Origin of the sequence: Polaromonas sp. (assembly GCF_013817205.1) — a bacterium.
Classification (GTDB): domain Bacteria; phylum Pseudomonadota; class Gammaproteobacteria; order Burkholderiales; family Burkholderiaceae_C; genus Polaromonas.
The window spans coordinates 1-13,552 of record NZ_JACDDD010000093.1; the positions used below are offsets into that span (position 1 = coordinate 1).

Annotated in this window: 11 protein-coding genes and 1 pseudogene; 3 read left to right on the plus strand and 9 right to left on the minus strand. The window is 61.8% G+C overall.

What is annotated here, in order from left to right; genetic code table 11:
* From H0W47_RS16415 to H0W47_RS16425, 3 genes and pseudogenes are all read right to left on the minus strand, one after another.
* Nucleotides 1-358 (minus strand): annotated as a pseudogene (locus H0W47_RS16415) (hypothetical protein); the annotation flags it as partial.
* Between the two features lie 361 nt (nucleotides 359-719).
* Complete coding sequence (gene asd / locus H0W47_RS16420) at nucleotides 720-1,568, minus strand: archaetidylserine decarboxylase (RefSeq protein ID WP_296926318.1); 849 nt, start codon at nucleotides 1,566-1,568, stop codon at nucleotides 720-722.
* A gap of 60 nt (nucleotides 1,569-1,628) precedes the next feature.
* On the minus strand, nucleotides 1,629-2,798 hold the full coding sequence (locus H0W47_RS16425; RefSeq protein ID WP_296926320.1) for a PQQ-dependent sugar dehydrogenase: 1,170 nt from the start codon (nucleotides 2,796-2,798) through the stop codon (nucleotides 1,629-1,631).
* Nucleotides 2,799-3,034: 236 nt separating this feature from the next.
* Between H0W47_RS16425 and H0W47_RS16430 the strand changes: the two genes are divergently transcribed.
* The gene (locus H0W47_RS16430) at nucleotides 3,035-3,583 is read left to right on the plus strand and encodes a C40 family peptidase (RefSeq protein ID WP_296926322.1); all 549 of its coding nucleotides are present in this window, start codon (nucleotides 3,035-3,037) and stop codon (nucleotides 3,581-3,583) included.
* 42 nt (nucleotides 3,584-3,625) lie between these two features.
* Here the strand turns inward: H0W47_RS16430 and H0W47_RS16435 are convergent, their stop codons facing one another.
* The 3 genes from H0W47_RS16435 to H0W47_RS16445 all read right to left on the minus strand — a co-directional run bounded on the left by H0W47_RS16435 (nucleotide 3,626) and on the right by H0W47_RS16445 (nucleotide 7,473).
* Nucleotides 3,626-4,624 carry a tripartite tricarboxylate transporter substrate binding protein gene (locus tag H0W47_RS16435; protein WP_296926324.1) on the minus strand — a complete coding sequence of 333 codons (999 nt, stop codon included), beginning with the start codon at nucleotides 4,622-4,624 and terminating at the stop codon, nucleotides 3,626-3,628.
* A 366-nt stretch (nucleotides 4,625-4,990) separates the two neighbouring features.
* Nucleotides 4,991-6,814, minus strand: coding sequence for a hybrid sensor histidine kinase/response regulator (locus H0W47_RS16440; protein ID WP_296926326.1), 1,824 nt, complete (start codon nucleotides 6,812-6,814; stop codon nucleotides 4,991-4,993).
* Complete coding sequence (locus H0W47_RS16445; RefSeq protein WP_296926328.1) at nucleotides 6,811-7,473, minus strand: response regulator transcription factor; 663 nt, start codon at nucleotides 7,471-7,473, stop codon at nucleotides 6,811-6,813. The genes H0W47_RS16440 and H0W47_RS16445 overlap by 4 nt, the downstream gene beginning before the upstream one ends.
* 367 nt (nucleotides 7,474-7,840) lie before the next feature.
* Between H0W47_RS16445 and H0W47_RS16450 the strand changes: the two genes are divergently transcribed.
* A complete protein-coding gene (locus H0W47_RS16450; protein ID WP_296926330.1) occupies nucleotides 7,841-8,845 on the plus strand; it encodes an NAD(P)-dependent alcohol dehydrogenase in 1,005 nt (334 codons plus the stop codon).
* 279 nt (nucleotides 8,846-9,124) lie between these two features.
* Here the strand turns inward: H0W47_RS16450 and H0W47_RS16455 are convergent, their stop codons facing one another.
* Nucleotides 9,125-9,517, minus strand: coding sequence for a hypothetical protein (locus H0W47_RS16455; RefSeq protein WP_296926332.1), 393 nt, complete (start codon nucleotides 9,515-9,517; stop codon nucleotides 9,125-9,127).
* Between the two features lie 211 nt (nucleotides 9,518-9,728).
* On the opposite strand from H0W47_RS16455, the gene H0W47_RS16460 reads away from it, so the two are divergent.
* Nucleotides 9,729-10,463, plus strand: coding sequence for a hypothetical protein (locus H0W47_RS16460; protein ID WP_296926334.1), 735 nt, complete (start codon nucleotides 9,729-9,731; stop codon nucleotides 10,461-10,463).
* A gap of 95 nt (nucleotides 10,464-10,558) precedes the next feature.
* On the opposite strand, the gene lpdA is transcribed toward H0W47_RS16460, so the two are convergent.
* Nucleotides 10,559-12,394, minus strand: a complete 1,836-nt coding sequence (gene lpdA, locus H0W47_RS16465; RefSeq protein ID WP_296926337.1) for a dihydrolipoyl dehydrogenase — start codon at nucleotides 12,392-12,394, stop codon at nucleotides 10,559-10,561.
* Between the two features lie 132 nt (nucleotides 12,395-12,526).
* Nucleotides 12,527-13,552, minus strand: a 1,026-nt coding sequence (locus H0W47_RS16470) for a 2-oxo acid dehydrogenase subunit E2 (protein WP_296926339.1), incomplete at its 5' end; no start/stop codon positions are given.

The window sequence follows — 13,552 nt, forward strand, 5'->3', positions numbered from 1 at the left end:
GGTTCAGAAAACGGTAGGTGTCGGGTCCGAAAAATACAGCGTCCGGGGCGGTCGTCGGAAATGCGGAGTGTGCGAACAGGTCGCCATCGAAGCTCGAGACCCGCACCTGGCTGCGGTACAGCGCACCTTCGCGCAGCACCACACCCGTCTGCAGAAGAAAGTGCAGCAGATCGTTTGGCAGCGTGGGCGCGGGGAATGCCTGAGACCAACCGAAAGCATCGCGCAGGCTTTTGCCCGGGCTGCCGCCACGGTTGGTCAGCACCCGTGCGTGGGTCAGCGGCGTAACGGTGGTGAACTCGTAGGCCTGCCCACGCAGGTGGTCCAGCAATGCCTTCAAACCCGTGTCGAAAGAAGCCACGGGCGCATCGCCCCCAGACATCACCGCGTCGCACGCGGTCGCGAGGCTCAGCACAGCCTGAAACCGCAGCCGGCCAAGGCGACAGGGGTGGCATGACGGGACAGCCGTACTGCCTTGTTGACTGATTTTTTCTGCACATTGGCTCCAATAACCACAGCGCGAAGCGCTTTATGCGCGCCCCGTCAACGTGTCGAGCAACAAAGCTTAGGACCGGGTAAATACCTACCGTGTAGGAAATGGATGAAGATCGGGTAGTCCGGACGGGAACGACCCTGGGTCGTGGGCAAGTGAGTCATGCAGGGCTGTCGCCCACGCAGCACGGCCGCGGTCAGCTATGCAATCGCACCGTGAGGTCCGCGTGTCAGTCTGACAGGTCTGCCATGGCTTCACCGAGTCGCACGGGGGCGCCGGGCGCCCAGGCAGTACTGAAGCGGCATGGCCCTTTGGGGAACAGCAGCACGACGGTGGAGCCAAGCAGGAAGCGCCCCATCTCCTCACCCTGCCGCAAGACCACCTGCTGCGCCTCATAACGCCAGTCGCGCACCTCGCGCGTTCGGGGAGGGTTGACCAGTCCGTGCCAGACCGTGGCCATGCTGCCAACGATGGTGGCGCCCACCAGCACCAGCACGAAGGGACCCTGCGCCGACTCGAACACACACACCACGCGTTCGTTGCGTGCAAACAGGCCGGGCACACCGCGCGCCGTGGCCGGGTTGACCGAAAACAGCTCGCCCGGCACATAAATCATGCGTGCCAGCCGGCCATCCGCCGGCATGTGGATGCGGTGGTAGTCACGCGGGCTGAGGTAAATCGTCGCGAAACTGCCGCCGTCAAAACGCGCAGCCAGTTCGCGGTCACCGCCCACCAATGCCGTTGTGGAGTAGTGATGGCCCTTGGCCTGGAAGATCTGGTCGCCTTCGATGGCGCCGAACTGGCTGATCGCGCCGTCCACCGGGCAGATCAGGTCGGCCGCAGCCAGCGGCCTGGCGCCGGGCTTGAGGGCGCGCGTGAAAAAGTCGTTGAAGCTGGCGTAGCTGGCGATGTCCGGATTGTCGGCTTCGGCCATGTTGACGCCGTATTTGCCGACAAACCAGCGGATGATCGCCGTGGTGACGGCGCCGCCGCGGATGGACGCGATATGCCGGCCGAACTCGGTGATGGCCCGTTTGGGCAGCAGGTATTGCAGCAGGACTTCAGATCGTTCGGACACGCAGGCTCGCTCTCACTCGGGGAAATCAGCCATTCTATCGGCGCAGTTCCCCGCGCCCGTTCACTGCGGTTGCAGGCGCAGCAGCCGTCCCTGTGGGCTGTCGGTCAGAACGTAAAGCAGGCCGTCCGGCCCCTGGCGCACATCACGGATGCGGCCGGCGCCTTCAATCAGTTTGTGTTCGCGCACCACCTTGCCCTTGAAGGGCTGCTCCAGCTCGATCCGGTTCAGATAGCCGAATTTCAGCGAGCCGACAAACAGGTTGCCCTGCCACCCCTTGCCGTATTTATCGCTGGTCAGAAAGACCATGCCGGAAGGCGCAATCGATGGCACCCAGTAATGCAGCGGCTGCTCCATGCCGACTCTGGCGCTCGCACCCTCGCCGATCTTGCCGCCGCCGTAGTTTTCACCGTAGGTGATCACCGGCCAGCCATAGTTGCGTCCCGCCTGCGGCAGGTTGATCTCGTCGCCGCCCTGTGGGCCATGCTCATGCGTCCAGTAGCTGCCGTCTGGCGCCAGTGCCGCGCCCTGCATGTTGCGGTGGCCATAACTCCAGATTTCGGGCAAGGCGCCAGCGCGGCCGACAAAGGGGTTATCGCTGGGCACGCTACCGTCCTTGTGGATGCGGACCACCTTGCCGTGGTGGTTGTCGAGTTTTTGCGCATCCTGCATGCGTGAATAACGGTCGCCCAGCGTGAGGAACAGCGTCCCGTCGGGTTTACCGTCCTTGCGCGCCTCGACAATGCGGCAGCCAAAGTGGGCGCTGCTGGAAAACTTGGGTTTTTGGCTGAAAACGACCTTGACGTCGTTCAGCCGGCTGTTGTCGGCGGCCAGCGTGGCACTGGCCAGTGCGGTACTGTTGCCACCGGAGGGTGCAGCTTCGGAATAGCAGAAATAGATGCGCCGGTTGGCGGCAAACTCCGCGTCGGCCACGACATCCAGCAGGCCGCCCTGCCCGCCCGCGTCAATGGCCGGCAGGCCCGGCAAAGCCGGCCCGAGGCGGCCATCGGCCTCGACCACCCGCATCCGGCCTGGGCGCTCCGTCACGAGAAATCGGCCCTGCGGCAGGAAAGCCACGGCCCAGGGATTTTGCAGGCCACCGGCAACCTGCTCGGCCCGCACGCCCTGGGCCTGGGCCTGGGCCTGCGCCTGCGCCTGACCCAGACTGGTCAGACCGGAAATTGCTATCAAAAATGTAGCTACTGACGCATGCCTGACAAGGGCTAGAGGCATATTTGACTCCAAATTTGATACGGTGCTTCTGGTCTGCTCATCGGCGCGGGACAAATCGGCAATATGCCATCAACACTGTGCCACCACAGCCTTGGCGGTCTTTGGATTCCGGGGTGCGCGTTCAGTCATGGAAAACCCTCGGTTATTGAATATCGTTACAAATCAAGGGCTTAACATCGCAATCTAGAAAAAACTTTAGTTGACGTAGGACGTGTCCTTCAAGTACTCTAGCGGCCATGCGATTAACCATCCTCCTCACCACCCTCCTCTTCGCCGTCAGCGCCCACGCCAGCCCCGGCCATTCCGGTGATGATCTGGACAAGCTCCTGGCTGACAAGGGTTTGCTGAGCCGTATTGACCAAGTCCGCCAGTCGGTAGGCAACAAGGCGTCCGATCTGGTGATCAACGCCATGGGCTTCCTCGGCGTGCCCTATCGGCGTGGTGGCAATTCGGCAGAAAGCGGTGTGGACTGCAGTGGTTTTGTCAAAGCCATTTATGAGCAGACCGTCGGCCTGATCCTGCCGCGCCGTGCCGAGCAGCAGGCCGCCGCCACCCAGAACATTGACAAAACCGATCTGCAGCCCGGCGACCTGGTGTTTTTCAACACCATGAAACGCACCTTCAGCCACGTCGGCATTTATGTCGGTGACGGCAAGTTCATCCATGCGCCCAAGCCCGGTGCCCAGGTCCGCGTCGAAAACATGGGCATCGCCTACTGGGCACAACGTTTTGACGGCGCTCGCCGCGTCCAGGGTAGCCGCTCCGCCAACATCTCGGGCGAATAAGCCGCAGCGCCCACGGGCGCCGCTACTCCCTGCAGACTGCGTCTAGTCGGCTTTTACGCCGGCGTCCTTGATCACCCGGGCCCACTTGCTGGTTTCTGCGGTGATAAACGCATCAAACTCTTCCGGGGTGCCACCGGCGCCGAAAGTCCCCATCGCGTCCAGCCGTGCGCGGGTTTCGTCGCTGCGGATAATGCGCCCCACTTCGTCGGACATGCGCCGGACAATGTCTTTGGGTGTTGCCGCCGGCGCCAGCATGCCGGCCCAGGTGCTGCCGGTGAAACCCGCGAATCCCTGCTCGATAAAGGTTGGAACGTCCGGCACCGCTGGCAGCCGCCGGTCGCTGGATACCCCGATCAGGCGCACCCGCCCGGCCTTGCCTTGGTTGATCAACCCCGTCGGCGCGTCAAAAAACAGCTGGATCTGACCGCCGATGAGGTCGGTCAGCGCGGAGACGGCACCCCGGTAGGGAATATGCACCATATAGGTCTTGGTGATGGCCTTGAGCAGTTCGCTGGTCAGGTGGGCGGCTGAACCGTTGCCGGATGAGCCAAAACTGACCTTGCCCGGATTGGCACGCGCATAGTCAATCAGTTCGCGCGCTGTCTTGAAGGGCGCGTCGTTATTGACAGCCGCCAGCAGCGGCGACACCCCCATGAGCGACACGCCGGTCAGATCCTTGCGCGGGTCGTAGGGCAGCTTGGGGTACAACGTGGTGTTGGCCGCATAGGCCGCGATCACCACCGCAAAAGTGCTGCCGTCGGCCGGCGCCTTGGCCAGCAGGTCCACGCCGATGATGCTGTTGGCACCGGGCTTGTTGTCGATGGTCACCGTCTGCTGCAGCCGGTTTTGCAGGCCGACCTGGACAATCCGCGCCATCTGGTCGGTAAATCCGCCCGGGGGATAGGGCACGATGATGCGGATCGGTTTGTTCGGCCAGGCCGGCTGCGCCAGCAGCGGCGCGCACACGGTGGCAGCGCCTGCCGACAGGGCGAGGTTGAAACGGCGGCGCGACAAGGCGCGCGGGGAAGTGTTATCAGGCATGGTTGTCTCCAGTGGAGACAACATTCTGGGATTGCGCAGTCGCTCCCCGCCACCGGGTTTGCCCCCGGAAAATCCGGCTAAGCGGCACCCGTGGCAAGTGCGCGACGCTTGAGGTTCTGCAGGGCAGAATCTGCGCCCGCGCAAGCGCCCCCAGAGTCGTTATCGCCCTGCACTTTCTCCCCCTTGCCCTTTTTGCTGTTTTGCGTGCCCGGTCTGCGCGGCGACAGGTGCACCTCGCGGGAGACCGCTATCCCGGCTTCACCGCCGCGACCACCCCTTCGGCTGAATGGTTTGTGCTGATCTCCCTGCACGGTGTCAGATGCGGGCAAAGAGTCTTGCCGGTGTCCATCGCGTGGGCATGCGTCTTCATTTGTCAGCGGCACGCGCATTGCGCAGCCATGTCTCCAGGATGGCGCCAAGCTGATCGGTGTCCAAAGGCTTGCGCAGCACCATGTAGCCTTCGTCCTGCGCATCCTGCAACTCGGGAGAATCGATTTCACCACTCACCATGGCACCGCTGGCCGAAGGGCAACGGGCCAACAGCGCCCGCAAGACGTCGAACCCGCTTTCACCCGAGCGCAAGCGCTGGTCGCAAAAGATTGCTTCGGGTGCGAAGCCGCTGTCCAGATGTTGCATGGCCTCCCCCGCAGTCGTGGCATATCGAGTCTGCACGCCCCACCCCTCGAGCAGGGCCTTCCAGGCGCCGATCACTTGCGGATCGTCGTCCAGCACCAGGCAGCGTCCACCGATGGCCTCCCTGGGCGCGGCCATCGACGCCGACGCTCCCGCAGGGGCCGGCATTTCTGCCGATGGCAGGTGATGTGCGCGAAGACGCAGCCAAAAGCGGGATCCTCGTGCCATGCGTGACTGGAATCCCAGTGTCGCCCCAATCAGACGCGCGCACCTCGCCACGACCGCCAGCCCCAGCCCATGACCGGCGCTGTCGATGCGCCAGGAATGTTCATTGCGAAAATAGGGTGAAAAAATCTGGTCACCATCCTGGGCGGCGATCCCGATCCCGGTATCCCACACCTCGAGTTGCCAGTCGCCTGCGCGGCGCCGCAGTCCGATGAGGACGCCGCCGCGCTGCGTGTAACGCAGGGCGTTATGCACCAGGTTACCCAAGGCCTGACGGACCAGCGCAGGATCGGCCCACACGATGGCTTCACCGGGCGGTACGTGCATGCGCAGTAGCAGGCCGCGTTGACTGGCCTGCTCACGGAACAGGGTGACTGTGTCGTGCACCAGCGTGTGAAGCGCAACCGGCGTCGCTCGCTGCGGCAGGCCACCAGTTTCCAGCCTCGACAGATCCAGCAAGGAATTGAACATCTGGTTCATTGAAGCCATGGAGTGCTTCAGATCCACCAGCAAGGGAGAAACCAACGCTTGCTGATTGCGCAGAGCAATCGCCTCAACCAGCATGGACATGGCGTGGATGGGCTGACGCAGGTCGTGGCTGGCCGTGGTGAGGAACAGATTTTTCTCCTGCAATGCCACCTCTGCCTGCTCTTTGGCCGAGCGAAACTGCTCGGCCAGCAACTCACTATGCTCTTTCAATTGAACTTGCTCGATAGCGAACCGGTGCGATGTCAGCGCATGCCGGTAGATGACCAGGCTGTAGAGCAAGCCCAGGGGGATCATGACGTGCAAAGACGGGGGAAAGACCCAATACATCAACAACAGCGGCACATGCCAGCTGAGGGCAAAAAACCGGAGAAAAAGGCCAATGGTCTGCGTCAGGTTGACTGTGTTGGTGGAAACGATGTACGCAATAATCATGTACAGCAACATCCGGAATTCCAGCGAAGCGTCTGGCGCAACCGGGATCGCCAGGAAGCTCACGCCGGCTCCATGCAGCCACGCAAGGTTTTGCACTCGCGGGAGCCATCGCTTCACCAGAGCATCGGGCCCAAGACGGCCCTGATCATCGGCATAGAGCCGCCCCAAGCGGTGCACCACGATGCCCAGCAAGGCATAGCCCAGCCCCCACGCGAGCACGGACACGGCCTCCGGGCGCCAGCCTAGGTAGGGGAGCAAGGGCAGCGCAACCACGGGCATCACGTACACGCTGGACCGCAAGCGCCCAAAACCCGTATAGAGCAATTGCGCCTGGCCCCTGGCGCTGAGGTTGGCCATGCCGACAGGACGAAGCGCGGTGGCGACCTGATGCAGGCGGGCCAGTGCACTCATGTGATCTCTGATGGAACGACCCGCCGACCCTGCAGTGCCATGATGGCTTCCACCCGCGTACGCACCCGCAGGCGCTCCAGAATGGCGGTGACGTGTTCCTTGACCGTGCTTTCCGTGATGTCCAGCGTCAGCGCGATGCGCTTGTTGGACAAGCCTTTCAGAAGCAGGATCAGGATGTCACCTTGCCTTGAGGTCAGGCCCAGCTCGGCGGCAGTCACCTTCCACTCACGCCTCACAGAGTCTTTGGGGCCAAGCGCAGGCCCGGCTTCAAACCACTGCCCACCATCAAGCACCGTGAGGACCGCGCGGCCAAAGGTCTCAGGCGAGGCCTGCTTGTGCACAAACCCCTGCGCGCCCGCAGTGCGCACCCGCTGACTGGTCGCGGGATCGTCGTCTGCGCTGATGGCAAGCCAAGGTGCTTCCGGATGGTCAAAATGCCACTTTGTCAGCAGGGGCAGACAGTTCCCATCGGCCAGCCACAAATCGGCAACCAACACCAAAGGGCAACCATGGACCTGCACCAGCTCAAGCGTTTCCTGCCACGTGGTGACAGCGCGCACGCTCAATTCTGGGCGAACCGATTCAAGATACTGCGCCATGCCGCGCCCGACCAGAGGGTGGTCGTCCAGGATGATCGCGTAAGGGCGTGGGTTGGACATGAAGGTGGTTGATCTGATGGGAAATCGTAGCATCCATCCCCCTCGCCTGGCCTATTTTGCAGACCCGACTCAGGTAGGGTTCCCTGGCGTGGACTCGGCGTCGACAATCTGAAGCCCCTGAGGAAATCACCCCTTTCAATTCGTATTTTTCGCACCCGACTCTCTGCACCCACATGCCAGAGCCCAAACGCGCGGCGCACGGGACGGGCTGCCGCTGAATTCATTCACACGACATAAAGCGACCAACATGAAGAAACTGGATTTCGCATTGTTATCACTGCTCTTCCTGCAAACCGAAACATTCGCAGGACCCTTTTGCTCCGAAGGTTATCGTGCTGCTGACGCGTGTCATTTTTAGGGGAAATTGGTGAAACTTGATTCGGCGGACGGTCACATGGCCGCACTGGTGTGTGAAAGATATGGCCCCCCTGACGTGCTGAAGTTTGCGGAGCTTCCCCGCCCCTCACCCGGGAAAGAGCAGTTCCTCGTCCGTGTGCTGGCGTCAACCATCACATCCGGTGACAGGCGCGTGCGCAGCATGGACATGCCGCAAGGCTTTGGCACACTGGGACGGCTTGCGCTGGGATGGCATGGGCCGAGGCAGGCAGTTCTGGGCGCAGAGTTTGCGGGCGTGGTGGAGGCTGCAGGAGCCCGTGCAAAAGGATTCGCGCCTGGCGATGCGGTATTCGGTATCCGCGGTTTTCGAATGGGCGGTCATGCTGAGTACTTGTGCATGTCTGCCGGGGATGCCATGGCGCACAAGCCGGAACACTTGTCGTTTGAAGGTGCCGCCGCACTTTCTTTTGGCGGCGGCACGGCACTATTTTTTTTGCGCCGTGCTGCTCTTCTTGCTGGCGAAAAAGTTCTGATCAACGGAGCCTCCGGTGGCGTCGGCATGCCTGCAGTTCAACTGGCCTGCATCATGGGTGCTGAGGTCACCGGCGTGTGCAGCGCCGCGCACCTTGATCAAGTGCGATTGCTAGGTGCTGCGCGAGTGATCGACTACGGGCAAGAGGACTTCACCCTGCTGGCGCCGCAGTTTGATGTGGTGTTTGATGTCGCCTGCAACCAAAGCGTTGAGCGCTGCCTGAGTGTGCTCAAGCCCGGTGGCCGCCTCATCCGCCTCCAGGCAGGACTGACGGAAATGTGCCGGGCAATGCTGCAGCCTGTCCGCAAGGGCCGGCGCGTCATTGTGGGCACTGCTGAAGAACGGCCTGACCATCTTGAATACCTCGGAGACCTGGTTCGTCAAGGCCGTTTTCGCCCGGTCATCGCGCGTGTGTTCCCGTTCGAAGATGCCATCGCAGCACACCGGTACGCAGACCGCTCAGGCCATGGTGGCAGCGTGGTGATCACCATGGGCGCACTGTAGAAGCCGGGGCGCCGCTTCCATCAAGGCGCACTGCATCGTGAATGGCTTGGGAAGCGCTGAACAAGTCCTTGCGGAGGCGCGGCAGCCGGATCGGGATGGAAGGCAAGGTGGATTTCGCAGCCAATAGCTGGCTATTGGCAAGAAATTCGACGCAACAGACCGCCCGAGCCCGGCTGATCGCGCGCCGCAGGGGCTTGTTCAGCGCTTCCTTGGCAAGTCCCGGGTGCCGCCGGTGCGGCGGCCGCGCCCGGCCTTTCAGACTTGCCTACGCGGCATCGCTCAACACCGGCCAGCGGCCTTGAGCAAGGGGTTGCAGTTGGGCGCCGGCTTGCTGTCGACTCCCGAAGGCGCACTCCCCCGCCCCATCTGTGTGCAAACGGCGTCCGAATGAGGCGTTTGCCCAAATGACATCGCCTTCTGGAACCCCGTCGCCGAATACATGTAGCACTGATAGGTAGCGCCGTCCTTTGTCTTGGCTGTGTAGTTGATGCGGCCCCCCGCCTCTTCGCCAGTTTTGGTAATGGTGAAAGAGCCCACCTGGCGGCCGATGGCTGCGGAGGTACGTTGCTCAAGACCATCCTGACCAATCGTGGCAGCGCATGCGCTCAAGGCCACAACGAGCAGTGCTGCGGCAGTTTGGCAGCCAGTGGATTTAAATTTCTGAATGTTCATATTTGCGACTCTTGATGGTTGAATTTGCAAAGTATGAACATTTGGCCGTCAGAGGAGAACCCTCCTTAAGTAGGGTTTGGGTCTGAAAAAGGCTCTGCTAAAGTTAGCGCCCGCAACCTGTGCGCAGCCGGGCGGAGAGCAGAAAAAAAGTATGTTTTCAAATTTATCTCTCCTTGCGTACCATTTTTCGTTCAGGAAGGGAGGACTCAACATGAACACCATAGCGATACCGCGCGTCCTGATTTGCATCGCGCTGATGCTCCCGTTTTCAGCGATTGCTTGTCCGATTGGCATGCAGTTCAACGGGAACGGCTGCAGCCCTCCTCATTTCTATTCCGGGTGGGACTTGATGCGTGACCGTCGGGCTGCCATTGATGCCATTGGCTCCGACTCACTTTATAAAAACAACTACGCAAATGCAAAATCTCCTGAGGAATTCAAAAGATTGGAAGAGCTCAGGAAACGGCTGGAAAAAGAAAAAGCGGAAAAAAAGCAGGCGCATGCAAAAGGCATCTGGGATTTTGATTCCAAACCGACGCCTGAAGGGAATCTCTGCGCAGCGGTGTTTTCCAAATACAGCTACGAATACAAGGAATACAAGCCCGAACACGGGGGTCTTGTCACGATTCTGGGGTTCCAAAACCCTAAGCCTGACGCATGGCTGATCTTTCACGGCGCGGGACTACCCAGGCCCAAAGAAGTGACGAAGATGAAAATCACCCTGCAGCAGGATGACGAGCCGCCCCAAACCCTCCAGGTATTCAACTACCGGGAAACAAGGGGAGTTGGCACGATTTTGTTCGCCGTCCCCGGGCTCACGGCCGCTTTGGGCGGAATGAGTGACAAGCAACGATTCAGGCTGAGCGATAACGGCAAGATGCTATTGGATATTGAGTGGCACAGCGCTGCGCCTATCGTTACCAAACTCAAGCAATGCGCCAAGTAGCGCCTGGGCCGCAGTAGGCCGATCAGCAGAAAAAAGCCGCGCAGCCCTTACTGGACGATCACGGCCCGCTACTGAATCAGTAGCGCTTCTAAAGCTTACTTCCGCGCAGGCGGCAAATCTGTGCAACTACCGTGCGCCACCTCAGCAGCCATGCCTATGCTCTCACCGAGTGTCGGGTGCGGGTGGATGGTCTTGCCGATGTCCACCGAGTCGGCGCCCATCTCGATGGCCAGTGCGATCTCGCCGATCATGTCGCCGGCATGGGTGCCGACCATGCCGCCGCCCAGAATCTTGCCGTGGCCGTTCGCTTCCGGGCTGTCGTCGAACAGCAGCTTGGTGAACCCTTCGTCGCGGCCGTTGGCAATCGCGCGGCCGGACGCATTCCAGGGGAACAAGCCTTTTTTGACCTTGATGCCTTGCGCCTTGGCCTGGTCTTCGGTGAGGCCAACCCATGCCACTTCAGGGTCGGTGTAAGCCACGCTTGGGATGACTCGGGCATTGAAGGCGGCGCTGGCCAGCTCTTTGTTGCCTTGCAGTTCACCGGCAATCACCTCGGCCGCCACATGCGCCTCATGCACCGCTTTGTGCGCCAGCATGGGCTGGCCCACGATGTCGCCGATGGCGAAGATGTGCGGTACGTTGGTGCGCATCTGAATATCCACCGGGATGAAGCCACGGTCGGTCACATTGACACCTGCCTTCTCGGCGTCCAGCTTCTTGCCATTCGGTGTGCGGCCCACGGCCTGCAGCACCAGGTCATAGGTCTGCGGCGCTGGCGCGGTGCCGCCCTCTTCTGCCGCCGCAAACGTCACCTCGATGCCGGCCTCGGTCGCCTTTGCGCCCACGGTTTTGGTCTTGAGCATGATGTTGTCGAAACGCGGCGCGTTCATCTTCTGCCAGACCTTGACCAGGTCGCGGTCGGCGCCCTGCATCAGGCCGTCCATCATCTCAACCACGTCTAGGCGTGCACCCAGCGTGCTGTACACCGTACCCATCTCGAGGCCGATGATGCCGCCGCCGAGGATCAGCATGCGTTTGGGCACATCCTTGAGCGCCAGTGCGCCGGTGCTGTCGACCACGCGCGGATCGTCGGGCATGAAAGGCAGGCGCACCGCCTGCGAGCCGGCGGCGATGATGCAGTTCTTGAACGCGATGGTCTGGCTCTTGCCGGTTTTTTCCTGGCCCTGCGCGCCGGTCGTCTCTTGAACCTGCAGGTGGTTGGCGCCGACAAAACTGCCGATGCCGCGCACGGTGGTGACCTTGCGCATCTTGGCCATGGCGGCCAGGCCGCCGGTCAGCTTGCCGACAACTTTTTCCTTGTGGGTGCGCAGTTTGTTGATGTCCAGCGTGGGCTCGGCGAACGTCACGCCCAGCGATTCAAAGTGTTTGACCTCGTCCATCACGGCGGCAACATGCAGCAAGGCTTTGGACGGGATGCAGCCGACGTTCAGACAGACACCACCCAGCGTGGCATAACGCTCCACCAGCACCACCTTCAGGCCCAGGTCGGCGGCGCGGAAAGCCGCCGAATAACCACCGGGGCCGGCGCCGAGGACCAGCAGGTCACAGTCAAGATCGGCACTGCCGCTGAAGCTGGCTGCGGCAGGAGCTGCTATCTTTTCAGGAGCTGTTGACTCAGACTGGGCGGGGGCTAGAGCCTGTTTTGTCTCTGAAATCGGGGCTGCGGCGGCGCCTTCGGCGTCCAGCGACAACACCACCGTGCCTTGTTTCACCTTGTCGCCGAGCTTGACCTTGATCTCTTTCACGACGCCAGCGTGGCTGGACGGAATCTCCATCGAAGCCTTGTCGCTCTCGACGGTCAGCAGGCTCTGGTCGGCCTGGATGCTGTCGCCGGGTTTCACCAGCAGCTCAATGACGGTGACTTCGTCGAAGTCGCCAATGTCGGGGATCTGGATGTCTATGCTTGCCATGTCGCTTGTCTCCGCTAAAGGGGTCGGCTTACTTTTTGAGTCTGACCGTGAACAATTCCACCGGGCCGGCGGCGTATGTTTTGCCGAATTCGCAGACAGGCGCTCGGGCCGTCATGCAGCTGTCCTGGGGGATCACAGCAAGACCCGGCGGAAATCGGCCAGGATGGAGCCCAGGTAGGCGTTGAAACGCGCAGCGCCGGCGCCGTCGATCACGCGGTGGTCCCAGGCGAGCGACAGGGGCAGCATCAGTCGCGGCTGGAAAGCCTTGCCGTCCCACACCGGCTCCATCTGGCTCTTGGACACGCCGAGGATGGCGACTTCTGGCGCGTTGATGATGGGTGTGAAATAGCGCCCGCCAATGCCGCCCAGCGAGGAGATGGTGAAGCACGCGCCCTGCATCTCGGCCGGGGCCAGCTTGCCGTCGCGCGCCTTTTTGGCAAGTTCGCCCATCTCTTGCGAGATCTGCATGATGCCCTTTTTGTCGGCGTCCTTGAGCACCGGCACCATCAGGCCGTTGGGCGTGTCAGCCGCAAAGCCGATGTTGTAGTACTGCTTGTAGACCAGCTGGTCGCCATCCAGCGAGCTGTTGAACTCTGGGAATTTTTTCAGCGCGGCCACGCTGGCCTTGATCAGGAAGGCCAGCATGGTGACCTTGAGGCCGGATTTCTCGTTGTCCTTGTTGGTGGACACGCGGAAGGCTTCCAGATCGGTAATGTCAGCATCGTCGTGGTTGGTGACGTGCGGAATCATCACGTAGTTGCGCAGCAGGTTGGCGCCGCTGATCTTCTTGATGCGCGGAAGGTCTTTGCGCTCGACCGCGCCGAACTTGCTGAAGTCCACCTTGGGCCAAGGCAGCAGGTCCAGCCCAGCGCCACCGCCGCCGCTGGCCGCCGCTGGCGCTTTGGCCGACTGCGCCTGGGTACGCACATCGCCGGCCATGACGGATTTGGTGAAGGCCTGCACATCATCCTGCGTGATGCGGCCCTTGGGACCGCTGCCCTTGACTTCGACCAGCGGCACGCCCAGCTCGCGCGCGAACTTGCGCACCGAGGGCGAAGCGTGCGGCAAACGGCCGGCGGGCGCGGACGGTTCGTGCGCGGGCACGGCGGTTGTGGGCGCGGTTGTGGGCGCGGGTGCGGGCGCGGGTGCGGGCGCAGC